General features: G+C 70.3%; 25 protein-coding genes and 1 tRNA gene. 16 read left to right on the top strand and 10 right to left on the bottom strand.

Annotation, left to right across the window (positions count from 1 at the left end; translation table 11 throughout):
• The first annotated feature begins 33 nt into the window (after positions 1-33).
• Positions 34-879, top strand: a complete 846-nt coding sequence (gene fdhD / locus FV226_RS13700) for a formate dehydrogenase accessory sulfurtransferase FdhD (RefSeq protein WP_147763340.1) — start codon at positions 34-36, stop codon at positions 877-879.
• 9 nt (positions 880-888) lie between these two features.
• Here the strand turns inward: fdhD and FV226_RS13695 are convergent, their stop codons facing one another.
• Positions 889-1890 (bottom strand): hypothetical protein, encoded by a 1002-nt coding sequence (locus FV226_RS13695; protein WP_147763339.1) that lies wholly within the window; start codon positions 1888-1890, stop codon positions 889-891.
• Between the two features lie 757 nt (positions 1891-2647).
• Between FV226_RS13695 and gltB the strand changes: the two genes are divergently transcribed.
• The 5 genes from gltB (at position 2648) to FV226_RS13670 (ending at position 10088) form a co-directional block, all read left to right on the top strand.
• The gene (gene gltB / locus FV226_RS13690) at positions 2648-7348 is read left to right on the top strand and encodes a glutamate synthase large subunit (RefSeq protein ID WP_147763338.1); all 4701 of its coding nucleotides are present in this window, start codon (positions 2648-2650) and stop codon (positions 7346-7348) included.
• Positions 7349-7417: 69 nt separating this feature from the next.
• Positions 7418-7669: a BrnT family toxin gene (locus tag FV226_RS13685; protein ID WP_348644106.1), complete on the top strand. Its 252-nt coding sequence runs from the start codon at positions 7418-7420 to the stop codon at positions 7667-7669.
• Positions 7611-7901: a BrnA antitoxin family protein gene (locus tag FV226_RS13680; RefSeq protein ID WP_210246517.1), complete on the top strand. Its 291-nt coding sequence runs from the start codon at positions 7611-7613 to the stop codon at positions 7899-7901. The genes FV226_RS13685 and FV226_RS13680 overlap by 59 nt, the downstream gene beginning before the upstream one ends.
• A gap of 93 nt (positions 7902-7994) precedes the next feature.
• A complete protein-coding gene (locus FV226_RS13675; protein ID WP_147763354.1) occupies positions 7995-8606 on the top strand; it encodes a glutathione S-transferase family protein in 612 nt (203 codons plus the stop codon).
• Between the two features lie 48 nt (positions 8607-8654).
• Positions 8655-10088 carry a glutamate synthase subunit beta gene (locus FV226_RS13670; protein WP_147763337.1) on the top strand — a complete coding sequence of 478 codons (1434 nt, stop codon included), beginning with the start codon at positions 8655-8657 and terminating at the stop codon, positions 10086-10088.
• A gap of 15 nt (positions 10089-10103) precedes the next feature.
• Here the strand turns inward: FV226_RS13670 and FV226_RS13665 are convergent, their stop codons facing one another.
• From FV226_RS13665 to galE, 3 genes are all read right to left on the bottom strand, one after another.
• Positions 10104-11405, bottom strand: coding sequence for an SGNH family hydrolase (locus FV226_RS13665; RefSeq protein WP_246691599.1), 1302 nt, complete (start codon positions 11403-11405; stop codon positions 10104-10106).
• Positions 11406-11578: 173 nt separating this feature from the next.
• Entirely contained in the window at positions 11579-12793 is a 1215-nt protein-coding gene (locus FV226_RS13660; protein WP_147763335.1) for a lytic murein transglycosylase, read from the bottom strand.
• On the bottom strand, positions 12793-13785 hold the full coding sequence (gene galE / locus FV226_RS13655; protein ID WP_147763334.1) for a UDP-glucose 4-epimerase GalE: 993 nt from the start codon (positions 13783-13785) through the stop codon (positions 12793-12795). Before galE ends, FV226_RS13660 begins: the two co-directional genes overlap by 1 nt.
• 162 nt (positions 13786-13947) lie before the next feature.
• On the opposite strand from galE, the gene FV226_RS13650 reads away from it, so the two are divergent.
• Positions 13948-14814, top strand: coding sequence for a UTP--glucose-1-phosphate uridylyltransferase (locus FV226_RS13650; protein ID WP_147763333.1), 867 nt, complete (start codon positions 13948-13950; stop codon positions 14812-14814).
• A 408-nt stretch (positions 14815-15222) separates the two neighbouring features.
• Here FV226_RS13650 and FV226_RS13645 read toward each other — a convergent pair whose 3' ends face one another.
• Positions 15223-16125: an N-formylglutamate amidohydrolase gene (locus tag FV226_RS13645; protein WP_147763332.1), complete on the bottom strand. Its 903-nt coding sequence runs from the start codon at positions 16123-16125 to the stop codon at positions 15223-15225.
• A 211-nt stretch (positions 16126-16336) separates the two neighbouring features.
• On the opposite strand from FV226_RS13645, the gene FV226_RS13640 reads away from it, so the two are divergent.
• The 4 genes from FV226_RS13640 (at position 16337) to FV226_RS13625 (ending at position 18375) form a co-directional block, all read left to right on the top strand.
• A complete protein-coding gene (locus tag FV226_RS13640; protein WP_147727374.1) occupies positions 16337-16693 on the top strand; it encodes a response regulator in 357 nt (118 codons plus the stop codon).
• Between the two features lie 87 nt (positions 16694-16780).
• Positions 16781-17050, top strand: coding sequence for a glutaredoxin 3 (grxC, locus tag FV226_RS13635; RefSeq protein ID WP_147763331.1), 270 nt, complete (start codon positions 16781-16783; stop codon positions 17048-17050).
• Entirely contained in the window at positions 17043-17900 is an 858-nt protein-coding gene (locus FV226_RS13630; RefSeq protein WP_147763330.1) for a carbon-nitrogen hydrolase family protein, read from the top strand. The genes grxC and FV226_RS13630 overlap by 8 nt, the downstream gene beginning before the upstream one ends.
• A gap of 4 nt (positions 17901-17904) precedes the next feature.
• Positions 17905-18375 (top strand): DUF1178 family protein, encoded by a 471-nt coding sequence (locus FV226_RS13625; protein ID WP_147763329.1) that lies wholly within the window; start codon positions 17905-17907, stop codon positions 18373-18375.
• 31 nt (positions 18376-18406) lie between these two features.
• Here FV226_RS13625 and FV226_RS13620 read toward each other — a convergent pair whose 3' ends face one another.
• Both FV226_RS13620 and FV226_RS13615 read right to left on the bottom strand, forming a co-directional pair.
• Positions 18407-18895 (bottom strand): disulfide bond formation protein B, encoded by a 489-nt coding sequence (locus FV226_RS13620; RefSeq protein ID WP_147763328.1) that lies wholly within the window; start codon positions 18893-18895, stop codon positions 18407-18409.
• Positions 18896-19477, bottom strand: coding sequence for a YqaA family protein (locus tag FV226_RS13615; protein WP_147727379.1), 582 nt, complete (start codon positions 19475-19477; stop codon positions 18896-18898).
• Positions 19478-19618: 141 nt separating this feature from the next.
• Here FV226_RS13615 and FV226_RS13610 point away from each other — a divergent pair.
• From FV226_RS13610 to FV226_RS13600, 3 genes are all read left to right on the top strand, one after another.
• Positions 19619-19703: transfer RNA gene (locus tag FV226_RS13610), tRNA-Leu, on the top strand.
• Positions 19704-19890: 187 nt separating this feature from the next.
• Positions 19891-20196 (top strand): BrnT family toxin, encoded by a 306-nt coding sequence (locus FV226_RS13605; protein ID WP_210246516.1) that lies wholly within the window; start codon positions 19891-19893, stop codon positions 20194-20196.
• Positions 20180-20413, top strand: coding sequence for a CopG family antitoxin (locus FV226_RS13600; protein ID WP_238272545.1), 234 nt, complete (start codon positions 20180-20182; stop codon positions 20411-20413). Before FV226_RS13605 ends, FV226_RS13600 begins: the two co-directional genes overlap by 17 nt.
• Before the next feature lie 16 nt (positions 20414-20429).
• On the opposite strand, the gene FV226_RS13595 is transcribed toward FV226_RS13600, so the two are convergent.
• Together FV226_RS13595 and FV226_RS13590 are read right to left on the bottom strand one after the other, a co-directional pair.
• On the bottom strand, positions 20430-21122 hold the full coding sequence (locus tag FV226_RS13595) for a gamma-glutamyl-gamma-aminobutyrate hydrolase family protein (protein ID WP_147763326.1): 693 nt from the start codon (positions 21120-21122) through the stop codon (positions 20430-20432).
• Positions 21123-21186: 64 nt separating this feature from the next.
• Positions 21187-22368, bottom strand: a complete 1182-nt coding sequence (locus FV226_RS13590) for a ceramide glucosyltransferase (protein WP_147763325.1) — start codon at positions 22366-22368, stop codon at positions 21187-21189.
• A 121-nt stretch (positions 22369-22489) separates the two neighbouring features.
• Here FV226_RS13590 and FV226_RS13585 point away from each other — a divergent pair, with 121 nt between their 5' ends.
• Together FV226_RS13585 and FV226_RS13580 are read left to right on the top strand one after the other, a co-directional pair.
• A complete protein-coding gene (locus tag FV226_RS13585) occupies positions 22490-23440 on the top strand; it encodes an FAD-dependent oxidoreductase (protein ID WP_147763324.1) in 951 nt (316 codons plus the stop codon).
• Entirely contained in the window at positions 23440-24342 is a 903-nt protein-coding gene (locus FV226_RS13580; RefSeq protein ID WP_147763352.1) for a histone deacetylase, read from the top strand. Before FV226_RS13585 ends, FV226_RS13580 begins: the two co-directional genes overlap by 1 nt.
• Here FV226_RS13580 and FV226_RS13575 read toward each other — a convergent pair.
• Positions 24336-24914, bottom strand: a complete 579-nt coding sequence (locus FV226_RS13575; RefSeq protein ID WP_306422431.1) for a TetR/AcrR family transcriptional regulator — start codon at positions 24912-24914, stop codon at positions 24336-24338. The two genes, FV226_RS13580 and FV226_RS13575, sit on opposite strands and share 7 nt — an antisense overlap.
• Positions 24915-24922: the final 8 nt, after the last annotated feature.

Raw genomic sequence — 24922 nt, 5'->3', positions numbered from 1 at the left:
GCGGATGCGGGGGCGATCGGCGGGACCAGCGGAATGGCGGACGGAATGCGGACCGGGCGGAGCAGACCGGAGACGGCGGTGCGGGTGGCGACGCGCGTCGTCGCCTACGCCGCGCCGGAGCCGCGCGAGGGCGAGCGTGCGCTCGCCGTCGAGATGCCGGTCAACCTCGTCTACGGAAGCGTGCCCTACGCGGTGATGATGGCGACGCCCGCCGATCTCGAGGATTTCGCCTACGGCTTCAGCCTCACCGAGGGCATCGTCGCCTCGGCCGACGAGATCCGCGGCGCCGCGGTCGAGCGGGGCGAGGGCGGGCTACGGTTGCTGGTGGACCTCGCGCCGGGCCGGCTGCGCGAGCACCTCGCCCGCAAGCGCGCGATCAGCGGGCGCACCGGCTGCGGCGTCTGCGGGATCGAGGACCTCGCCGCCCTGCCGCGGGCGGAGACGCGCGACGCGTCCACCGCCGTGAGCGTCCGGCCGGAGGCGATCGCGCGCGCTCTGTCCGACCTCGGTGACGCCCAGGCGCTCGGGCGCGAGACGCGCGCGGTGCATGCGGCGGCCTGGGCAGGTCTCGACGGCAGCCTCGTGGCTGTGCGGGAAGATGTCGGCCGGCACAACGCCCTTGACAAGCTGATCGGCGCGCTGATCCGCGCAGGCACCGACCCGGCCGAAGGTTTCCTGGTGATCACCAGCCGCTGCTCGTTCGAGATGGTCGAGAAGGCGGCGCATTTCGGCGCGTCGGTCCTGGTCGCGATCTCGGCGCCGACCTCGCTCGCCATCGACCGGGCCCGCCTCCACCGCATGACGCTCTGCGCCATCGCCCGCGCCGATTCGTTCACGGTCTTCTGCGGGGACGAGCGCCTGGGCGCCTGGGTAGCTTGAGGCTTCAGGTTACGGGGTCTGCGCATCCTTGTCGGGCGCACCCGGCACCAGGGTCGCGCCGCCGATGACGCGGACGTTGCGCTTGGTCTCGGGCGGGTTCTGCCAAGTCTGCTCGGCCGCCTTCGCAGCGGGGGGCTTTGCTTCCGCCGCCTTGGTCTCGGAAGCCTTGGTCTCGGAAGCCTTGGTCTCTGGGGATTTCGCCACCGTGCCGTCCGCGGGCGGCTGAACCGCTGCGGGCGTCGCGATGACGGCAGGCGCGGCCGCCTTCGGCGGCTCCGCCGTCGCGACGGGCGCTTCCGGCTTCGGCTCGGGTTTGGCGGCCTCCACCGGGCGCAGCTTCGGCACCTCGGGAACGGTGCGCGCCTGCGCTCTGCCTTCCGGGTTCTTGCCGTCGAGCGTCTTCCCGTCGAGCGTCCTACCGTCCGGCCCCCGGGTCGGGTTGCCGGTGCGTGCGAGCCGGCGCGGCGCCTCGACCGGCCCGCGGCGATCCGGGTTGATCCCGTGCGGGTTCGGCTCTGCAGGCATGCGGCCGTAGGCGTCTGGTCCGCCCTCGGGCCGTACGAAGTCTGCGTCCGGCACAGGTCGGCGCGGGGGCACGCCGCGGCTCTCCGGCATCGGGATGTCGCCTGGCGGAAGAAGTCGCTCGGCCTGCCGCATCGGGCTCCGCGGCATCGCGTCCTCCTCGGTCCAGCCGTAGCCGGGGGCCGGGCGAGCGATCACCACCGGGCCGTCGTCGAGGCGCTGGCGGCCGAGGATCGCACCGTCTCGCGCGTCGACGAACAGGCGCACGCGGGCGCCGTTCGGGTTGAACGCCTCGACGACGTAGGCGCGGCCGTCGAAGCGCGGCCGGCTGATGCCGCTGAAGCCGCGCTCGCCCAGGCGCCAGGCTACCGCGCGGGGCGGCATGATCGCGTCGTCGAAGGCGTATTGCGCCTGCGCCGCGCCGGTGGCGCCGATCAGCAGGGCGCAGGCCGAGAGGCTCACGCGAAGACGACGATGGAATGGGTTCACGGCTGACATCCGGGTCACGCTCTCACAAATCGCCCGACCTCCTGCGGCGCTCGCCCCGCGCCGGGGAGTTTCGTCGAGGCCCGCCGACGATCCGGAGCGGGCCCCGCGCCGAAGGACCGCGTCCCGCGTGTCCTTCGGCCATTCCGGCAGGGTCGTTGCCCCGCATGCCGCTTGTGCTCGGCGTACGCCATTGACCGGACGATTCGGGCGCAATTGCGGGAGAATGCGGGCGCCAAGCGGCCGATTCCCGATGCAGTTCGACGGCGTTCGGTCGCTCCTGGCGCTGGGATCGAGCAGGGAAGGCGTGGGATGCGGCATCAAAACGCCGCTTTTGCCGGTGTGTGGGCCTTGCTGGAATATTTGAAATCTGCCAGTTTGCAGCGTTAGGACAGTATGACTGTCCCATTTCCGGTGGGCGCGCGCGATGGACGCCGCGCAGCGGGACCTAAGGGTCCGGGGTAGAGGGTTTCGGCACGTGATCATCGTGACGTCGAAACGAGATCTCAAGCCGGTCGCCGTCGAGGCGATCCGGGCCCACGCCGGCTGACATCGGGCCGGTGCGAGCCCGCGGGTTGCGGGCGCTTCCTCCACCGAGGACCCTCCCGAGACCCGACGAGACAAGATGACTGGCCCGGCCTCGCTTGAGTGTCGGGCATGAAACGTGCTCGCGTCGGCGGGCATGGACGTTCGGACGGGTCTGGTCGAACTTTTCGAACTTTCGGGGATGGTGGGCATGGCGGCTTTCGGGAATGCGGACATGACCGTGAGCGGAAACCTCGACGCGGACACCGCGCCGGCTTCGCGCGACGGCGTCGCGCCGCTCGTGGTGCGCGATCCGGCGATGCCGGTCGCCCAGGGTGCCTACGATCCGCGCAACGAGAAGGACGGCTGCGGCGTCGGCTTCGTCGCCGACATGCACGACCGGCGCACCCATGCCATCGTCGAGCAGGGCCTGAAGATCCTGGAGAACCTCGACCATCGCGGCGCGGTCGGCGCCGACCCGAAGATGGGCGACGGTTGCGGCATCCTCACGCAGATCCCGCACGCCTTCTTCGCCGAGGAGTGCTCGCGGCTCGGCTTCGAGCTGCCGCCGGCCGGCGACTACGCCATCGCGCAGCTGTTCATGCCGAAGGCCGAGGAGTCGCGCGCGATCATCGAATCCATCGTCGAGCAGTCGCTCGCCGCCGAGGGGCTTCCCCTGCTCGGCTGGCGCGACGTGCCGGTCGATCCCGAGGACCTCGGCGTCGCCGTGAAGGCGACCGAGCCGCATCACCGCCAGCTCTTCATCGGCCGCCCGGCCTCCGCGGCCGACGGCGACGCGTTCGAGCGGCGGATCTACGTCGCCCGTAAGGTGATTTCCGGCCGCGTCTACGGCCTGAAGGACCCGCGGGTGATGGAGTTCTATCCCGTCTCCGTGTCGAGCCGGACCATCGTCTACAAGGGCATGGTGCTGGTGAACCAGCTCGGGAACTACTTCCTCGACCTGAAGGACGAGCGCTTCGTCTCGGCGATCGCCCTCGTGCACCAGCGCTTCGCCACCAACACCTTCCCGACCTGGCGCCTGTCGCACCCCTACCGGATGGTCGCGCACAACGGCGAGATCAACACGCTGCGCGGCAACGTGAACTGGATGGCCGCCCGCCAGGCGAGCGTCGATTCGGACCTGTTCGGCAACGACATCTCGAAGCTGTGGCCGATCTCCTACGAGGGCCAGTCCGACACCGCGTGCTTCGACAACGCGCTCGAGTTCCTCGTCATGGGCGGCTACCCGCTCGCCCACGCGATGATGATGCTCATCCCCGAGGCCTGGGCCGGCAACCCGCTGATGAGCGAGGAGCGGCGGGCCTTCTACGAGTACCACGCCGCGCTGATGGAGCCGTGGGACGGCCCGGCGGCGGTCGCCTTCACCGACGGCCGCCAGATCGGCGCGACCCTCGACCGCAACGGACTGCGCCCCGCCCGCTACATCGTCACCGACGACGGCCTCGTCGTGCTCGCCTCAGAAATGGGCGTGCTGCCGATCCCGGATGAGAAGATCGTCCAGTCCTGGCGCCTGCAGCCGGGCCGGATGCTTCTGATCGACCTGGAGAAGGGCCGCATCGTCGACGACGAGGAGATCAAGGGCGAGCTCGCGGCCGCGCACCCCTACGCCGACTGGGTGAAGAACACCCAGATCGTGCTGGAGGATCTCAAGCCCGTCACCGCTCGCGAGAGCCGCACCGACGTGTCGCTGCTCGATCGCCAGCAGGCGTTCGGCTACAGCCAGGAAGACCTCAAGCTGCTCATGGCGCCGATGGCCGTGACCGGCCAGGAGGCGGTCGGCTCCATGGGCACCGACACGCCGCTCTCGGCTTTGTCCGACAAGTCGAAGTCGCTCTACACCTACTTCAAGCAGAACTTCGCGCAGGTCACCAACCCGCCGATCGACCCGATCCGCGAGGAGGCCGTGATGAGCCTCGTCTCGTTCATCGGCCCGCGCCCGAACCTGCTCGACATGGAAGGCGCCTCCCGCCGCAAGCGCCTGGAAGTCCGCCAACCGATCCTGACCAACACGGACCTCGAGAAGATCCGCTCGATCGGCCATTTCGAGGACCGCTTCGACACAAAGACCCTCGACATCACCTATCCGGCCGAGACCGGCGCGGCGGCGATGAACGGCGCGCTCGACCGGCTCTGCGACCGCGCGGAAGTCGCGGTGCGCGGCGGCTACAACATCATCGTCCTGTCCGACCGCGCGGTCGGCCCCGATCGTATCCCGATCCCGGCGCTGCTCGCGACGGCGGCCGTGCACAACTACCTGATCCGCAAGGGGCTTCGCACCTCGGTCGGCCTCGTGGTCGAATCGGGCGAGCCGCGCGAGATCCATCACTTCGCCTGCCTGGCCGGCTACGGCGCCGAGGCGATCAACCCGTATCTCGCCTTCGAGACGCTGGTGGCGATGAAGCACGAGTTCCCGCCGGACCTCTTGGATGAGGAGATCATCTACCGCTACATCAAGTCGATCGATAAGGGCCTGCTGAAGGTCATGTCGAAGATGGGCATCTCGACCTACCAGTCCTATTGCGGCGCGCAGATCTTCGACGCGATCGGGCTGAACTCGGCCTTCGTCGCGCGCGACTTCTTCGGCACGGCGACGATGGTCGAGGGCGTCGGCATGGCCGAGATCGCCGAGGAGACCGTGCGCCGCCACGCCGACGCGTTCGGCGACGCGCCGATCTATCGCAACGCCCTCGACGTCGGCGGCGAGTACGCCTACCGGCTGCGCGGCGAGGCCCACACCTGGACCCCCGACACGGTCGCGACGCTGCAGCATGCGGTGCGTCTCGGCGTGCCCGAGCGCTACCGCGAATACGCCCGGCTGGTGAACGACCAGGAGCAGCAGCTCAAGACCCTGCGCGGCCTGTTCCGGATCAAGCTCGCCCCCGAGATCGGGCGCGAGCCGGTGGCGCTGGAGAGCGTCGAGCCGGCCTCCGAGATCGTCAAGCGCTTCGCCACCGGCGCGATGTCCTACGGCTCGATCTCGAAGGAGGCGCACGAGACGCTGGCCATCGCCCTGAACTCCTTCGGCGGACGCTCGAACTCGGGCGAGGGCGGCGAGGAGGTCGAGCGCTTCAAGCCGCTGCCGGACGGGCGCTCGCGCCGCTCGGCGATCAAGCAGGTCGCGTCGGGGCGCTTCGGCGTCACCACCGAGTACCTCGTCAACGCCGACATGATGCAGATCAAGGTCGCTCAGGGCGCCAAGCCCGGCGAGGGCGGCCAGCTGCCCGGCCACAAGGTCGACGCCAAGATCGCGAAGGTCCGCTACGCCACCCCGGGCGTCGGCCTGATCTCGCCGCCGCCGCACCACGACATCTACTCGATCGAGGATCTGGCGCAGCTGATCTACGACCTGAAGAACGTGAACCCGGCGGCCGACGTGTCGGTGAAGCTCGTCTCCGAGGTCGGCGTCGGCACGGTCGCCACCGGCGTCGCCAAGGCGCGGGCCGACCACATCACCATCTCGGGCTTCGACGGCGGCACCGGCGCGGCGCCGCTGACCTCGCTGAAGCACGCCGGCGGTCCGTGGGAAACGGGGCTGGCCGAGACGCAGCAGACGCTGGTGATGAACCACCTGCGCGGCCGCGTCGCGCTGCAGGCCGACGGCGGCATCCGCACCGGCCGCGACGTGCTGATCGCGGCGCTCCTCGGCGCCGACCAGTTCGGCTTCTCCACCGCGCCGCTGATCGCGGCCGGCTGCATCATGATGCGCAAGTGCCACCTCAACACCTGCCCGGTCGGCGTCGCGACGCAGGACCCGGTTCTGCGCAAGCGCTTCAAAGGCACGCCCGAGCACGTGGTGAACTACTTCTTCTACGTCGCCGAGGAGCTGCGCGAGCTGATGGCGGCGATGGGCTTCACCAAGCTCGAAGACCTCGTCGGCCGCTCGGACTTCCTCGACAAGGTCGAGGCGATCCAGCACTGGAAGGCGCGTGGACTCGACTTCTCGAAGTTGTTCCACCGGCCCGACGTCGGGCCGGACGTGGCGATCCGCTGGGTCGAGACGCAGAAGCACCCGATCGACGACGTCCTCGACCGGCGCCTGATCGCCGGCGCGCAGAACGCGATCGACACCGGCGAGCCGGTGGTCCTCCACGACGTGATCCGCAACTCCGACCGGACGGCGGGCGCGATGCTGTCGGGCGCCGTCGCCAAGGCGCACGGCCACGAAGGCCTGCCCGACGACACCATCGTGGTGAAGCTCGCCGGCACCGCCGGACAGAGCTTCGGCGCCTGGGTCGCGGCCGGCGTGACGATCGAGCTCACCGGCCACGGCAACGACTACGTCGGCAAGGGCCTGTCGGGCGGCAAGCTGATCATCCGGCCGAGCGATTCGCTCAAGGCGCCCGCCGACAGGACGATCATGGTCGGCAACACCGTGCTCTACGGCGCCATCGCCGGCGAGTGCTACATCCGCGGCTCGGCCGGCGAGCGCTTCGCCGTGCGCAACTCCGGCGCGATCACCGTGGTCGAGGGCATGGGCGACCATGGCTGCGAGTACATGACCGGCGGCGTCGTCGTGTCGATCGGCGAGACCGGGCGCAACTTCGCGGCCGGCATGTCCGGCGGCATCGCCTACGTGCTCGACGAGGACGGATCGTTCTCGGCCCGCTGCAACCTCTCGATGGTCGACCTCGAACCCGTCGAGGAGGAAGACGACCTGATGCGCCGCTTCCACCAGGACGGCGACCTCGAGACCAAGGGCCGCGTCGACATCCTCGCAGACATGTCGGGGCATGACGAGGAGCGCCTGTCGCAGCTCATCACCAACCACCTGAAGTACACGGGCAGCCCGCGCGCCAAGGCGATCCTCGAGGATTGGGCGGGCTACCGCACCAAGTTCGTCAAGGTGATGCCGGTGGAGTACCGCCGGGCGCTCCGCGAGATGGAGATGGCGCGGATGCCGGTGGCGGCGGAGTAAGGACCGTCGCTCTCTCGGTGAGAGACGCCCCTGCGCGTCGTCTACGATGACGAGCAGCGCGCGCACGCGTTGCGTGAGCGCGGGTTGGATTTCGCTCGATGTGGGCAAGTCTTCAACGGGACCGAAGCGACGCGTGAGGACGTGCGGTTCGGTTATAGGGAGACACGGTGGATAACAGTCGGTCTCCTCGACGGCCGAATGGTCATCGTGGTCTGGACGGAACGGGACGGCGATCGACGGATCATCAGCTTGAGGAAGGCCAATGAACGAGAGCAGGCGCAATTCGGCGGCCGCACCCGATCAACCGATGTTTCCCGATGAGATCGGCTGGGATCCCGACGACGCACCGGAGCTGGATGCTGCTTGGTTCGAACAAGCGGATATTCGGGTCGGCGGTCGCTTGGTCGAACGTGGTCATCGCCCTGGTGAGACGGAGCGACTTGTCCTCCCGACGAACCTCGTCGAACGGTTCCGGAGCGGTGGTCCGGACTGGCAGATCCGCATCGAGACCGCGCTGAAGGAATGGCTGAACGAACACCCCGGCCGGCTTTGAAGTCGGTCGGCCATGAAGGAAGACGCCGCCGACGATGGACAGCGCGAGGGGAGGCGCATGACGGATACGTTCTCGACGACGCCGCCCGCCGCCATGCGGATCTACGGCGACCTCACCTCGGGCAACTGCCTGAAGATCAAGATCGTCGCCGATGTTCTCGGCCTCGCCTACGAATGGGTCCAGGTCGATGCGCTGAAGGGCGAGACGCGGACGCCTGCGTATCTCGCCCTGTTCCCGGCCGGGCAGATCCCGGGGGTGGTGTTCGACGACGGGCGGCGCCTCGCCCAGTCGAACGCCATCATGCGGTATCTCGCCCGCGAGAGCGCGCTGCTTCCGGGCGACCCGTTCGCGGCGGCGACCGTCGACCAGTGGCTGTTCTGGGAGCAGTACAGCCACGAGCCGACCATCGCGGTCTGCCGCGTTGAGATGACGTTTCGCGGCGTGCCGCGCGAGGGGCGCGATCCGGGCCGGGTCGCGCGCGGCGAGGCGGCGCTCGACCTGATGGAGCGGCACCTCGCGGAAAGCGAATGGTTCGTCGGCGACGACGTGACCATCGCCGACGTCGCCCTGTTCGCCTACACCCAGTGGGCCGACGAGGGTGGATTCGACTTGGCGGGGAGGCCCGCGATCCGGGGTTGGCTCGACCGATGCAGGGTCGCGTTCCGGCTCGAACCCGACGCTATCGCCGCTGCCGCCGGTCGCTGACCGGAAAGCTGCGACACCGATTTTTCGCTACCGACGCTGAGTACACCGATGGGCAAGATCACCGGCTTCCTCGAATTCGACCGGCAGGACCAGAAGTACCAGCTCGCGGCCGACCGCGTGCGGCACTTCCGCGAGTTCACCCTGCCGCTCGACGAGCACGACCTGAAGAAGCAGGCGGCGCGCTGCATGGATTGCGGCATCCCGTTCTGCCATGGGCCGACCGGCTGCCCGGTGCACAACCAGATTCCCGATTGGAACGACCTCGTCTTCCAGTCGGATTGGGAGGAGGCGGCGCGCAACCTCCACTCCACCAACAACTTCCCGGAGTTCACCGGCCGCATCTGCCCGGCGCCGTGCGAGGAGGCGTGCACGCTGAACCTCGAGAACCAGCCGGTGGCGATCAAGACGATCGAGCAGGCCATCGCCGACCGGGCCTGGAACATGGGCTGGGTGAAGCCGGAGCCGTCGTCGATCCGCACCGGCAAGAAGGTGGCGGTGATCGGTTCGGGTCCGGCCGGCCTCGCGGCGGCGCAGCAGCTCGCCCGCGTCGGGCACGCGGTCCACGTCTACGAGCGCGAGCCGAAGGCCGGCGGTCTGCTCCGCTACGGCATCCCCGACTTCAAGATGGAGAAGCGCCACATCGATCGGCGCGTGAAGCAGATGGAAGCCGAAGGCGTGGTCTTCCACTACAACCAGAACGTCGGCGTGACGAAGCCGGTCGAGGAGCTGACCGCCGAGTACGATGCTGTGCTGTTCTCCGGCGGCGCCGAGGACCCGCGCAACCCGCAGCTGCCGGGGCAGGAGCTCGAGGGCGTGCACTACGCGATGCCCTACCTGATCCAGTCGAACCGGCGGGTCGGCGCCGAGCCGATGCGCGGCAACGGCGAGGCGCCGATCCTGGCGTCGGGCAAGAACGTGGTGGTGATCGGCGGCGGTGACACCGCGTCCGACTGCGTCGGCACCGCGTTCCGTCAGGGCGCCCTGTCGGTGACGCAGCTCGACATCCGCCCGCGGCCGCCCGAGCGCGAGGACAAGCTCTCGGTCTGGCCGTACTGGCCGACCAAGATGCGGACCTCGTCGAGCCAGGCCGAGGGCGCCGAGCGCGAGTTCCAGGCGGCCACCCTCCGGCTCGAAGGCAACAAGAAGGGGCGTCTCACCGGGGTCGTCTGCGCCCGCGTCGACGCCAAGCGCCAGCCCATCGAGGGCTCGGAATTCGTCCTGCCGGCCGACCTCGTGTTCATGGCGATCGGATTCGCCGGCTCGATCCAGAAGGGGCTTCTGGAGCAGTCCGGCATCACGGTCGACAAGCGCGGCAACGTCACGGCGAACGAGGAGGATTACCGCACCTCCGATCCGAAGATCTGGGCGGCCGGCGACATGCGCCGCGGCCAGTCCCTGGTCGTGTGGGCGATCCGCGAGGGCCGGCAGGCCGCCCGCTCGATCGACGAGACGCTGATGGGCGCCTCGATCCTGCCGCGCTGAGTCTCTGCCGGGCGTTCAGCCCGGGGGCCAGCGGAAGTCGTCGGCTCGTCCGGGCTGCGGCAGCGGCGCCGCGCCGCGTTGGAGCGCGCGTTCGACGGTGCCGGTTGCGTCGCCGTCGCGCGGCCGGCCGCTGACGAGGACGCCGCCCGGCGAGAGCTCGACCCGGCCGAGCGGCACGACCGGACCCGCCGCGGGCTTCACCGGCAGCGCCGGCACCCCCGGGGGCTCGGGCAGGCTCGGCAGCATCGCCGTGATCTGCCGGTCGATCGCGGTGACGTCGTCGAGCTTCGTCGGCGCCGCATCCAGCGGCGTCGCAGGCAGGGCCGAGACGGCCGCCGCCGGCTGCTCCGGGGCGGCCGGCGTCGTCGCGCCCATCAGGCGCTTCAACTCCACGTCGGCGAAATGCGCGAGCTTGCGGGCGCCGGCATGGGTGAAGTGCACGCCGTCGGCGGTGCGCAGCTTGGCGGTCTGCCCGTCGAGGTCCGGCCCGGTGGCGGTGTAGTGGTTGCGGTCGTCGGAGAATCCCGGCCCGACGTCGACGTAGGTGCCGCCGCCCTTGGTGACCGCGTCCCGGATGATGTCGTTGATGCTGCCGAGGTCGCGGGTCAGGCTCTCGCTGCGCATCGGCGGGGTGCCGACCCAGACCAGCGGGATCTTCCGGTCGGCGAACACGTTGACCAAGGCCTCGACGCGGGCGCGGTAGAGCTCGCGCCAGCGATCGGTGAGCGGGTCGAGGGTCTGGTCGCCGTCGCGTATCGGCTGGCGATCGTTGGCGCCGAGCATGACCACGGCGTAGCCGACCTTCGGGTTCGCCTTGAGGTAGTCGTCTGCGGCCTTCGGCCAGTCGATGACGTCCCGGCGCACGAGGCCGCTGTCGCCTTTGGCCCTGTCGATCACCGCGATGTCGGCGCTGTCCGCGAAGACGTCGTCGAGTCCGCGGCTCAGGTGGTCGGCCAGCGAATCGCCGAACACCGCGATCTGCACCTTCGCCTCGGTCTTCTTCAACGCCGGCGTCGGGGCCGCGATCGTGGGCGCCGGCCGGGTCTGCGGTCGCCGGATCTGGCGCGGTGCAGCGTCGGCACCGACCGGCGGGCGCGGACGTGGCGGACGGTAGGTCGGGGCGACCTGGCGCGGCTCGGGCGCGCTCGGCCTGTCCTCCCAGGGCCAGTAGAACTGCCTTCGTTCGGGCTCCGGCGCCGTGGTACGGCGCGGGGCCCGAGCATAGCCGTCGTCCTCGCGGTAATAGGCGTCGCGGCCGCGACGGCGCGGCTGGTCGTAGTTGTCGCCCCACTGCGCCTCGGCCGGCGACGGCGGCAGGAGGACGAGCGGTAGAGCGAGGCCGAACCCGAGCGCCAGGACGATGCGGGGCCCCTTGGCGGTTGTCACAACTCGGTTCGTCGCATCGCGTCTCATCCGCCCTCCGTTCATGCGCCCTCCGGTGCCGCGGACTTCGACCCGCGGTTGAGCATAGCCGAGCCCTTACTGCGCGTCTAAGGCCTGCCCGATAGACGGTCACGGAGCGCCGGCGTCGCGTAGCCGTCGGCGGTCAGGCCCTCGCGGACCTGATAGCGGCGGATCGCCTCGCGCAGCTTCGGGCCCGCCCGTCCGTCGGCCTCGCCGGCATAGAGTCCCTCGCGCGAAAGGCCCGTCTGCAGCGTCTGCAGCCCGGCCTTATCGAGGCGGGAGGCAGCGCTCGGCCAGGGGGCGGCGAGCGGCGGCCCTCCGGCCAGCCGGTCGGCGAGGTGCCCGATGGCGAGGGCATACGAGTCCGAGGTGTTGTAGCCGCGGATCACCTCGAAGTTGTCGGTGATCAGGAAGGCGGGACCGCCGGCGCCGCCGGGCAGGAAGACGGACGCGGCCCCCTTGTCCGGCAGGTCGCCGCCGTCGATGCGGCGCACGCCGCGGCGGGCGAAGTCGGAGAGGTCGGCCGCGTAGCGGGTCAGGTCGAACCGGTCGGGGAGGCGGACCGCGTAACCCCAAGAGATGGCGGAGTTCCACCCGAGATCCTTGAGGTAGGCGGCGATGGAGGCGAGCGCGTCGGCGTCGCTCGTCCAGATGTCGCGCCGGCCGTCGCCGTCGAAGTCGACGGCGTGCGCCAGGAAGGTCGAGGGCAGGAACTGTACCTGCCCCATGGCGCCGGCCCAGCTGCCGAGCATCCGCTCCGGCGCGACGTCGCCGCGCTGCAGGATCGCGAGGGCGGCCAGCAGCTCGTCGCGGAACAGCGTGCCGCGGTGCCGCGCGGCGGCGAGGGTCGCCAGGGCGCGGACCGTTGGTACCGTGCCGCCGCTCGCGCCAAAATCCGACTCGACGCCCCAAATCGCCAGCAGCACCGAGGCCGGGACGCCGTAGCGCGCCTCGATCGCCGGCAGGGCCTGACCGAGCGCTGCGGCACGCGCCCGGCCGCGGGCGATCCGCTCGGGCGAGACCGCGCCGACGAGGTATTCCCAGACCGGCCGCCCGAACTCGCTCTGACCCTTGATCCGCGCGAGGACAGTTGGATCGGGCGTCACGCCCCGAAACGCCGCATCGAAGGTCGCGGGCGTGATGCCCTTCGCCAGGGCGTCGACGCGCAGGGCGGCGACGAAGGCCGGAAACGCATCCGATTGGCCGGCCTTCCCGACAGGGGCGGCCTGTGCCGCGAACGCCCCGGAGGCGATGCAGAGGCCGAGCGCGAGAAGCGCGGCGGGGAACGGGTGGATTGCCATCAGATCCGGTTGCGTTTGGACAAGGCGTCTTCCCAATCGAGCGCCTGCCGGACGATCCCGTCGAGGTCGTCGTATTTCGGGCGCCAGCCGAGGCGGTCGCGGATCCGCGACGCCTCGGCGACGATCCGTGCCGGGTCGCCCGGGCGGCGGGTCGAGACGCGAACCGGGAAGTCCCGCCCCGACACGCGCTTCACCGTGTCGATCACCTCCAGCACCGAGTAGCCGGTGCCGTAGCCGCAGTTCAGCGTCAGGCTCTCGCCGCCGGCGCGCAGGTGGTCGAGGGCGACCCGGTGCGCCTCGGCGAGGTCCGAGACCTGGATGTAGTCGCGCAGGCACGAGCCGTCCGGGGTCGGGTAGTCGGTCCCGAACACCTCGAGGTGCGGGCGCTGGCCGAGCGCGGCCTGGGTCGCGACCTTGATCAGGTGGGTCGCGTTCGGCGTCGATTGCCCGGTGCGCCCCCGCGGGTCGGCGCCGGCGACGTTGAAGTAGCGCAGGATGACGTAGCTGAAGCCGTACGCGGCGGCCGCGTCCCGGATCATCCACTCGCTCATCAGCTTCGAGCGGCCGTAGGGGTTGATCGGGTTGGCGGGCAGGTCCTCCGGCACCGGCACCGTCTCCGGCTCGCCGTAGACCGCGGCGGTCGAGGAGAAGATCACGTGCTTCACGCCGGTGCGGACGGCGGTCTCGATCAGGGCGCGGGTCTTGACCGTGTTGGCGAGGTAGTAGTGCAGCGGGTCGGCGACAGAGTCCGGCACCACGATGCGGGCGGCGAAGTGGGCGATCGCGTCGACCCGATGCTGCAGGATCGTCTCGGTGACGAGGGCGGGGTCGCCGACGTCGCCGCGCACGAGCGGCACCTCCGGCGGCAGCGCCCAATCGAAGCCGGTGGAAAGGTCGTCGAGGACGACCACCTCCTCGTGCCCGGCGTCTTGAAGCGCCAGAACCATGTGGCTGCCGATATAGCCGGCACCGCCCGTGACCAGAACCGCCATCGTCGCCCTTGGAAAGAAATCGCTCGCGCAGGCCTGCGCGAGCTTGCTTTTAACCGATAATGCTCAATCGTGCGCCGCGACGGCCCATGGCCGATCGCTCGCCGTGCTAGTGTTGCCAGGAACGCCCGGCCCGTCCAACTCCCACGTTTGGGTTTTTGCTTGATGAAACCGATCCGAAAGGCCGTCCTCCCCGTTGCGGGCCTCGGCACCCGCTTCCTGCCCGCCACCAAGGCCGTCCCGAAAGAGATGCTGACGGTGGTCGACCGGCCGGTCGTGCAGCACGTGGTCGACGAGGCGCGGGAAGCCGGCATCGAGCACTTCATCTTCGTCACGGGCCGCGGCAAGGCGGTGATCGAGGACCATTTCGACATCGCGTTCGAGCTCGACCGGATGCTGCAGGAGCGCGGCAAGCAGGCCGCCTACGAGGAGCTGAAGCGCGACCTGCCGGCCGCCGGCCAGACCAGCTTCACCCGTCAGCAGGCGCCGCTCGGCCTCGGCCACGCGGTGTGGTGCGCCCGCGAGATCGTCGGCGACGAGCCCTTCGCCGTGCTGCTGCCGGACATGCTCAGTCGCGGCTGCATGGGCCAGATGCTCTCCGCCTACGAGCGGCACGGCGGCAACGTCATCGCGGTAGAAGAGGTCGCGCCCGAGGAGACGCACCAGTACGGCATCGTCAGCGTCGGCGAGACCTTCGGCCAGACCTTCGAAGTCACCGGCATGGTCGAGAAGCCGAAGCAGGGAACCGCGCCGTCGAACTTCATCATCTCGGGCCGCTACATCCTCCAGCCGGAGATCTTCGGAATCCTCGAGCACGGCGAGAAGGGCGCGGGCGGCGAGATCCAGCTCACCGATGCGATGATCAAGCTGATGGGAAGCCAGGACTTCTTCGGCATGCGCTACGAGGGCCGCACCTACGATACCGGCTCCAAGCTCGGCTTCCTCACCGCCAACATCGCCTACGCCCTCGATCGCAAGGACCTCGCAGGGCCCCTCAAGGCGGAGATCGCCAAGCTGCTCGCAGATCACTGAGCGTCGCCGGACGTGCAGCCGGTGCGGGCAGGGTATGCGCGCGCGATAGGGGGATTTCGCTTGCGCTTTGTGCGCCGCAATCTACTTTGTGCATTGCGGGATCGCGATGGCGTCGCGGTCCGGCAGCCCTTCTTGGGCGTTTCCTCCCTAGACTTCGGGCCGCTCCTTCGGGAGTGGCCTTTTTTCTTGGTCGCAGGGCCGAACGGCATTTCGTGGCGCGCCTGAATCATCAGGCCGTGCGGACCCCTTCCTCGGAACCTCTCCGTCATCCCGAGGCCGCGCAGCGGAGGCTGAGATCCAGAGCCGCCGACGGCGCCAGCTGGAAAATGAACCGTGCTTTTGGATTTCTGGCTCGCCTCCGGCGTCCCGGAATGACGGTGTTGTGCGGGTCGTTTTCCTAGACGCGACCTACTCCGCGGCGATGCCGAGCGGCGTCTCCGAGCCGAGCTCGTCGGCGACCTCCACGATCGCACCCCGCAGCGCCGCGACGAGGCCGGAGAAGCCCTGCGTGATCGCAAGGCTCGCCTCGTTCATGTAGAGGGCGCGGTTGATCTCGATCTGCAGCGCGTGCCGGCCGATGTTCGGCTCGCCGTAATGCTCGGTGATGAAGCCGCCGGCATAGGGCTTGTTGCGCACCACCTTGTACCCGCGGGCGCGGAACGCCGCCTCGAAGGCGTCGATCAGGGCCGGATCGCAGGAGGTGCCGAAGCGGTCGCCGAGGACGAAGTCGGCCCGCGCGTCGTGGTCGCGCCCGAGGCTCGAGGACGGCATCGAGTGGCAGTCGATCAGCAGGCAGCGCCCGAATTCACGAACCGTGCGCAGGATCAGCCCGCGCAAGGCCCGGTGGTACGGCTTGTACAACCCGTCGATGCGCGCCACCGCCTCGTCCACCGGCATGCGGCCGGCATAGATCTCCTGTCCGTCCGAGACGACGCGGGGCACCGTCCCGAGGCCGCCCGCCACACGCATCGAGCGGGTGTTGGCGAAGGGCGGCAGCCGGCCCTCGAACATCCGCGGGTCGAGTTCGTAGGGCTCACGGTTCACGTCGAGGTAGGCGCGCGGGAAGTTGCAGCGCAGAAGCGGCGCGCCGAGCTGTACGACCCCGGCGAACAGCCGGTCGACATGGGCGTCCTCCGAGCGGCGGAGCGCCAGCGCATCGAGGCGCGAGGCCTTCAGGAAACTCTCCGGGTACACCGAGCCGGAATGGCCGGTGTTGAAGACGAAGGGCAGGCTGTGCCGCGTCGGTTCGTCCACGACGAAGGCGGGCGAGAATCCGAAGGCGTCGGTCAGGTGCGGGAGGGGCAGCGTCATCGGCAGGAGGCGCACCGTCGGGGATGGGAACGGCCAACGTCAGGTCACACTGTGCGGCGGCGGCGACGGCCTGTCCACTATGCCAACCGGCCAAGTCGAGCACGCGCGGTGCGGCCTGTCACCTCGCCGGACGACCTAATCCTAACGTTCTGTTTACCGAAGCCGCCCTTTATGAAAAGAACGTTGCGATTCGAGGGTTCGGAACCGTCTGATGAAAATTCTCTTGGCGGAAGACGACAACGACATGCGCCGGTTCCTGGCCAAGGCGTTGCAGAACGCCGGCTTCGACGTGCTGTCGTTCGACAACGGCCTCTCGGCCTACAACCGCCTGCGCGAAGAGCCCTTCGAGCTGCTTTTGACCGACATCGTGATGCCGGAGATGGACGGGATCGAGCTCGCCCGCCGGGCGACCGAGCTCGACCCTGACATCAAGGTGATGTTCATCACGGGCTTCGCCGCCGTGGCGCTGAACCCGGATTCGAAGGCCCCCAAGGACGCTAAGGTGCTGTCGAAGCCCTTCCACCTGCGCGACCTCGTCAACGAGGTCGAGAAGCTCCTGGCCGCTTGAGGCGGCCGGCGTGACGTTCCGGCCATAGGCGTTCGGGACCGTAGGCCGCTATATGGTTCGTGTCATCCGCGGGACGCGAACACGCCAATGCATCCGATCACGATCTACACCACGGCGTGGTGCCCCTACTGCTCGGCGGCCAAGAGCCTGCTGAAGGAGAAGGGCGCCGCGTTCCGGGAAATCGACGTCGAGAAGGCGCCGGGCGAGCGCGCGACCATGATGGCGCGGGCGGGCGGGCGCACCAGCGTGCCGCAGATCTTCGTGGGCGAGACCCATGTCGGCGGGTGCGACGACCTCTACGCCCTCGACAAGGCCGGCAAGCTCGATGCGCTGCTGACGGCGTCGGCCAATGCCTGAGCCGCGCTTCGTCGCCGCCTGCGTGCAGATGCGGTCTGGGCGCAACCCGGCCGCCAACCGCGACGCGGCGGTGGCCGGCGTGCGCGAGGCCGCCTCCCGCGGCGCGCAGTTCGTCCAGACCCCGGAGATGACCTCGCTCGTCGAGCGCGATCGGGCGCGACTGTTCGCCGTGGTTCGCGGCCAGGACGAGGACGAGACGCTGGCGGCGCTTCGCGACGTGGCGCGCGAGACCGGGACGGTGGTGCAGGTCGGCTCCCTCGCCATCCTCGCGGGCGAGAAGGTCGCCAACCGTGCCTTTTTGATCGACGCCAACGGCGCGATCGTCGCGGCCTACGACAAGCTTCACCTGTTCGACGTGGACCTGCCGAGCGGCGAGCGCTGGCGGGAATCCTCGACCTATACCGGCGGCGCCTGCGCCGTCGTGGCGCCGACGCCGTGGGCCGAGATCGGGCTCGGCATCTGCTACGACATCCGCTTCCCGGCGCTGTACCGGGCGCTCGCCGAAGCCGGCGCCTCGGTGCTGACGGCGCCTGCCTGCTTCACCAAGCAGACCGGCGAGGCGCATTGGCACGTGCTGCACCGGGCCCGCGCCATCGAGACCGGATCGTTCATGATCTCGGCGGCGCAGGGCGGGAAGCACGAGGACGGGCGCGAGACCTACGGGCACTCGCTCATCGTCGATCCCTGGGGCCGGGTGCTGGCCGACGCGGGCGGCACCGAGCCAGGCGTGATCCTGGCCGAGATCGACCTCGCCGCGGTGGCCGACGCGCGGGCGCGGATCCCCTCGCTCCAGCACGGGCGGCCCTTCACCGTCGAGCGCGTCGGCACGCCCGGAGCCGCCACGACGTGACGGCATGATCCGGTACAACCTCGTGTGCGAGGCCGGGCACGGCTTCGACAGCTGGTTTCCCTCCTCCGACTCCTTCGACGAACAGGCCGCGCGCGGCTTGGTGACGTGCCCGGTCTGCGACTCGACGCACGTCACCAAGGGCCTGATGGCGCCGAGCCTCGCCCGCACCGACCGGGCGCGGGCCGCTGCGGACGGCGAGGCGGCTCCGGTCGTCCCGGCGCCGCCCTCGGCGATGCCGACGACCGGCGAGCCCGAGCGGCGCATCCGCGCGATGCTCCGGACCCTGCGCGAGCAGGTCGTCGCCTCGGCCGAGCATGTCGGAACGCGCTTCCCCGAGGAGGCGCGCAAGATCCATTACGGCGAGACGGAAGAGCGTGCGATCTACGGGCAGGCGAGCCCGGACGAGGCCCGCGCCCTCATCGACGAGGGCATCGACGTCGCACCGCTCCCGCCGATACCCGACGACCGCAATTGAACCGCCGGACGGGCCGGCGCCGGTCGTCGCGTCAGGGCTTTGCCGCGGCCGTGCCGGCGACGCTGGCGAGCACGAAGGCGACGACCGCGTTCCAGCCCGCGAGCGAGATCCCGAGCACCTTCATCGCCGCGACCGAGCAATCGACCACCCTCGTCGTCTGGAGGGCGTTCAGGAAGTCGCCGACGGCGGCCGGGTTCGCGCCGGTCCCGCCACCGCAATCGGTCGGCCCCGGCCAGAACCCCCATTCCGCGCCGGCATGGTAGGCGCCGAGCCCGGCCCCGTAGAGCAGGCCGGCCGCGGCCAGCCCGAGGGCCAGGCGCGAGAGCCGCTCCGGCAGGAAGAGAGCCAGCAGGCTCAACGGCACGGCGGCATAGTAGGGCAGGCGCTCGGTCAGGCAGAGCTTGCACGGCGCGTAGCCGTAGCCGAACTGCAGCACGAGGGCGGCGCCCACCGTGAGCACGGAGCCGATCAGAAGGCTGAGCGCGGCGCGGCGCAGGCGCAGCAGGGCGGCGTAGCTCATCTAGAGGATCACCTTGAACAGGACGAAGCCGAGGACGATCACCGCGACCGAGATCGCGACGACCGCGTTGAGGTGCCGGTCAAGCACGCCGCGGATCTGGACGCCGTAGCGCCCGAGCAGCCCCGCCAGGATGAAGAAGCGCGCCCCGCGGGTGACGATCGACAGCAGCGTGAACCAGAACAGGCTGTAATGGGCGAAGCCCGAGGTGATGGTCACGAGCTTGTAGGGGATCGGCGTGAGGCCCTTCAGCAGGATCACCCAGTGGCCGTACTCGGCATAGGATTGCTGGAAGGTCGCGGCCTTGTCCTGCAGCCCGTAGAGGCGGATCAGCCAGGTTCCGAGCGAGTCGAACAGCAGCGCGCCGATGGCGTAGCCGACGAGACCCCCGAGCACCGAGCCGACCGTGGCGATCAGCGCGTAGAACCAGACCCGGTCGGGCCGGCTCACCGCCATCGGCACCAGCATCGCATCGGGCGGAACCGGGAAGAACGAGCTTTCGGCGAAGGCCACGGCACCCAGCACGTAGGGCGCCGACGGCTTGCCTGAGAGCGCGAGTATCCACTCGTAGAGGCGGCGGATCATCGGGACCGTCTGCATCCGGTTCGGGGAGAGGGCGCCCTTTGAGCACAGCCGGCCCGAACGCACCAGCGTGCCGGCGCACGCGGCGCGAGCCCGGAAAGGGCTTGGCCCGACCGCGGAACCTGTGCGAAAAGGCTCCCCGTCGCGGGTATGGTGGAACTGGTAGACGCGGGCGACTCAAAATCGCCAGCCGCAAGGCGTGGGGGTTCGATTCCCTCTACCCGCACCAAAAGTGTCATATCCGAAAGCGGCCCCGATGCCTTGCCGGGTGTCAGTCTCCGCTTCTCGATGACAAATTCAGATTTTGAAGTTGGGGCGATGCAGTCTCCCGACGCTCTCAGGAAGCGGTTGGTCGCCGGCCGGTCACTTTCGGCCTGTGTTGCGTTCGTCGTCGCGAGCGAACAGTCTGTACGGCGATGCTGACGGTCGCGGGCTTCGAATGGGATGGGGGCAACTGGCCCAAATGCGGCCGGCACGGCGTTTCGAAGGGTGAGATCGAACACGTCATCGCGTCCGCGCGTTTCGTCGTCGACGATCCGAGCCCGATCGAGAAACGCTTGCGAACGGCCGGCCGGACGGAGGCAGGGCGCTTCGTGTTCGTGGTTTTCACGCTGCGCCAGATAGATGGTCGGACCATGATACGACCGATCAGTTCGCGGTACATGCATGCGAAAGAAGTGAAGAGCTATGAAGACGCCATGGCCCGTGCTGACGACAGATGACGAGGCAGAGCGCTTCGTCGCAGAGGCGGACCTAACCGAATACGATTTTTCGGCGATGGTTCCGGTGCCGTTCGCGTTCGAGACGAAGGCTGCGGCCTTCAACATGCATATCCCGCAACCTCTGCTCGACGCCGTGAAGGCGAAGGCCAAGGCGAAGGGAATCCCCTTCACCCGCTACGTCCGCATGCTGATCGAGCAGGACGTGGGGCGTACCTGACCCTTGGTCCCTTGGGCTATTTGCCTTCGAGGAACCGACGGATCCAGCCTCCGACCCGGTGCCGGTCGTCCGGTGCGTCGAGGGAGACGAGCGCGGCCCGTGCGCGTTCGGGGTCGTCCTGCGCCTCCGAATGGCCGGCGATCAGCGCGCGGGTGTAATCGGGCTCGAATTCCGGGTGGAACTGCACCGAGAGCGCGGCACGGTCCTCATAGGCCAGCATCGCGTAGGGGGTGAAGGCGCTCGCCGCCAGCACCCGGGTGGCGGGCGGAGCCTCGACGACCTGATCCTGGTGGAAGGCCGCCACGGCGATCCGGTCCGCGTCGTCCATGTACGGCGCCCGCTCGGTCACCGCATAGCTGTCGAGCCCGAGCCCGCGGCCCTTCCCGGAGCGGACCGCGCGGCCGCCATAGGCCTCCGCCATGACCTGATGGCCGAAGCAGATGCCGACCAGCGGCTTGCCCGGTGGCAGCGCGCGCAGGAACCCGATCAACGGCGCGATCCAGGGCAGCGGATCGTAGACGCCGGCGGCCGAGCCGGTGACCGCGTAGCCGTCGAAGGCATCCGGGTCTGTTGGTAGCTCGCCGGCGCGCACGTCGAGGATCGTGGCGGCATGCGCCGGGCCGATCATGCGCGCGGTCATCGCGCCGTAGGACGGGAAGCGGGCGAGCCGCGTCGGCGGCGAGCCGGCTTCGAGGATGGCGATGCGCACGGGCTGACCGTTGCTATGGGCGACAGGCTCGGCATCGCGCCGTTCACAGCGCGATGCAACCGCCTCAGGCGGCGCGTGCCCGCCGGAGGACCGCGCGCGGGCCGACGGCGCCCTTCAGGCGGATGTCCATGGCGTTGCCGCGCCAGACGATCGCGCGATGGGTCCAGGCCGCGCACCAGACCAGTGGGATCAGGGCGTCGCGCAGCAGGAAGCCGACGAGCAGCCGCGGCGCGTGGAACCAGCCGGCGCGCGCGGCGAGCCGGAACTCGGCCGCGTAGCCCAAAGCCGACAGCGCCGCGAGCCCGGCCGCCGCTGTCCAGGTGCCCGCGAGCGACCCCGCAATCACGAACGGCAGCAAGGTGCCGCTGGCGATCTCGGGCGCGAAGAACAGCGGGAACGTCACCCGGCGCAGGCGCGCCCAGCGGATCTGCCGCGACCAGACCTCGAACGCCGCGCGGCGCCCCAGCGGCTGCTCGAACGGCGCGGCGACGAGGTGGACCCGGCGGCCGGCCGCGCGCACGAGCTTCGTCGCCGCCGCGTCCTCGGCGATCTCCGCGGCGAGCGCCCGGATGCCACCCCGCGCCTCGAGGAACGGGCGGTGCCAGAGCATGCTCTTGCCCTGCGCGAAGCCGAGCCCCACCGCCTCGCCGGCATATTGCCAGCGGGCTTGCAGGGTGTTGAGGAAGGCGCATTCGACCGCGGCCCAGATCCCGTCCGGGCGGGCGCCGATCGGCGTCGAGCAGACGAGGCCGGTGTCGTCGCGCCAGGCGGCCTGCAGTTGCTGCAGGTAATCGGTGGGCATCAGCACGTTCGAATCGGCGATGACGATCCAATCGTGCCGCGCCGCCTCCCATCCGCGCACGCAATTGTTGAGCTTCGGGTTGTCGCTGATGCGCTCGTCGCCGACGAGGATGCGGGCCGGGACCCGCGGGTGCGCCGCGACCAGCCGGCGGACCAGCGGCAGCACGGGGTCGGCGGCGTCGGCGACGCAGAAGACGATCTCGTAGGCCGGGTAGTCGAGGGCGAAGCCGCGGGCGAGCGTCTCCTCGCTGAAGGTCTCCAGGCCGCAGACCGGACGCACCAGCGAGACGGGCGCGCCCACCGGAAACGTCGTCCCGGACGCATGTCGCCCGATCCGCCGGCCGGCGACGACGAGGCTCGCGAGGTGCAGGGCCGTCAGGAGTGCGCAGAGCACGAGGGCGACCGTGGTGCCGTCCGGGGCCGGAAAGGTGCTGACGAGACCCATGCGGCGGGCATCTCCGAACCGGCCTGTCCCGCGGCGCGCGGCCGCGTCGGCTGACTGCCCCTAACAGCGCGCGCGTTTCAGCCGTATGACAGCAGCACCAAGCGGATGAGGGAGCGAAGCTTTGGCCGGAGGCGGAACCGTCGCGATCCTCGGGGCCGGCATGGCGGGTGCCGCCGCCGCCCGGCGCCTCGCCGAGGCCGGCCTCGACGTCCGCGTCTTCGACAAGGGCCGCGGCATCGGCGGGCGCATGGCGACGCGGCGCACGCAAGCCGGCGCCCGCTTCGACCACGGCGCACAGTTCTTCCGCGCGAAGGGCGAGGCGTTTCGCGCGCAATGCGCGGCCTGGATCGCCGCCGGCGTCGCCGCGCCCTGGGACGTCGAGGGCCGCGAGGTCGGCCTGCCCGGCATGCCGGCGCCTGTCCGCCACCTGCTCGACGGGCTGCCGGTGTCGCTGGAGACGACGATCGCCTGCGTCGCGCGGGGGGATCGCGGCTGGATGCTGACGGATGCCGCGGGCGCGACCGAAGGCCCATTCGCCGCCGTGGCGGTGACCTTCCCGGCGCCGCAGGTGACGGCGCTGATGGAGACGAGCGGCGTCGCGCTGCCGGGGCCGGAGCGCGCATCCTACGCGCCGTGCTGGTCGCTGCTGCTCGACCTCGATGCGGCACCAGGCTTCCCGGAAGCGCATCTCACGTTTCCGGAGAGTCCGATCGCGCTGATCGCGCGCGAGGAGACCAAGCCCGGCCGGGCGCCCGGGCATCGCCTCGTGGTCCACGCCGCGCCGGATTGGTCGCGCGCCCACCTGGAGGAGGCGCGCGAGGCAGTGCAGGCCGCCCTGGTCGCCGCCCTCGAAGCGCGCCTGGGGACGTCGGTCCGCCCGACCTACGCCGCCGTCCACCGCTGGCGCTACGCCATGGTCGAGTCGGCGCTCGGCCACCCCTGCCTCTACGATCCGGCGCAGCGGCTGGGTGCCGCCGGCGACTGGTGCCTGGGTCCGCGGATCGAGGCGGCCTTCGACAGCGGCCGGGCGCTCGCCGACCGCATCGCCGCCGACCTGACGTTCGGGCGGTGATCCCGCCCATCGTGTTCCATCCGGCCTACGAGGCGATCCTCCCGGCCGGGCACCGCTTCCCGATGCGCAAGTACGGGCGGCTTGCCGAGGTCCTGATGGAGCGCGGGCTGGCGCCGCGCGGGTTCACGACGCCGGAGCCGGCCTCGCCCGAACTCCTACGGTTCGCCCACGACGCGTCCTACGTCGAAGCCGTGCTCGGGCTCGCGGTGCCGCGGGCGATCGAGCGGGCGATCGGCCTGCCCGTGGACGAGAGCGTGGTCCGACGCTCGCGCGCCTCCGTCGGCGGCACGCTGCTCGCCGCGCGCCTCGCCCTGGTGCAGGGACTCGCCGGCAGCGCCGCCGGCGGCAGCCACCACGCCCGGCGCGAGCAGGGGGCGGGATTCTGCGTGTTCAACGACGTGGCGGTCGCGGCCCGCGCGCTGCAGGCCGAGGGTGCGATCCGTCGGGCGCTCGTGGTCGATTGCGACGTGCACCAGGGCGACGGTACCGCCGACTGCCTCGCCCGCTCACCAGACCTGTTCACGCTGTCGATCCATTGCGAGAAGAACTATCCGACCGCCAAGATCGCCGGCGACCTCGACGTCGGCCTGCCCGACGGGCTCGACGATGCCGGCTACCTCGCCGTGCTCGAGGCGCGGCTTCCGCCGTTGCTCGACGCGCTGGCGCCCGACCTCGTCTTCTACAACGCCGGCGTCGACCCGCACCGGGACGACCGCCTCGGGCGTCTCGCGCTCACCGACGACGGGCTGCTGGCGCGCGACCGCTACGTCGTCGGGCAGGCGCGGGCGCGGGGCATCCCCCTCGTGGCGGTGATCGGCGGCGGCTACACCCACGACGTCGACGCGCTCGCAAACCGCCACGCCCTGGTGTTCCAGGCGCTCGCCGCCAACGCGCTCTACTGAGCCTTCGGCAGTGCGCGCGCCTGCGCCTCCAGCGCGTCGAACAGGCGGTCCAGCGGCGCGCCGTCGATGCGGTGGAAGTCGAGGGACCGGCTCAGCATCAACCCCAGCACCGCGAAGGTCAGCGCCGCCCCCTGGCCCGACCGCGCCTCGGCCGCGCCCATGGCGGCGAGCAGCTCGCTCAGGAACTGCGAGAACGCCGCCGCCGCGTCGGCGTTGTCGGCCGACGCGATCAGCAGCGAATCGGGAAAGCCGCATTCCTCGGCGTAGACCTGGCGTGCATGCGCGACCACCGCGAGCGGCAGCGCCGCCGGCCCGTGGGGGGCGGAAGCGAGGCACGCGGCGATGCCGACGCGGATCCGGCCGACCTTGCGGACGGCCAGAGCGGTCAACAGCGCGTCCTTGGACGCGTAGTGGTGCAGCACCCCGCCCTTGCTCAAGCCGGCTTCCACGGCGACCGCGTCGATGGTCAGCGTCCGGGTGCCCGAGCGCCGCAGCAGCGCCTCGGCCGCGTCGAGGATCACCTCGGCGCGGTCCTGCCGGCGGCTGCGCGCCTTGGCCGTCACGTCGTCCATCTCCCTAC

Source organism: Methylobacterium sp. WL12 (assembly GCF_008039475.1).
Classification (GTDB): domain Bacteria; phylum Pseudomonadota; class Alphaproteobacteria; order Rhizobiales; family Beijerinckiaceae; genus Methylobacterium; species Methylobacterium cerastii.
Note: the sequence above shows the minus strand (reverse complement) of the source record. Positions and strands in the feature narration are given on the sequence as shown.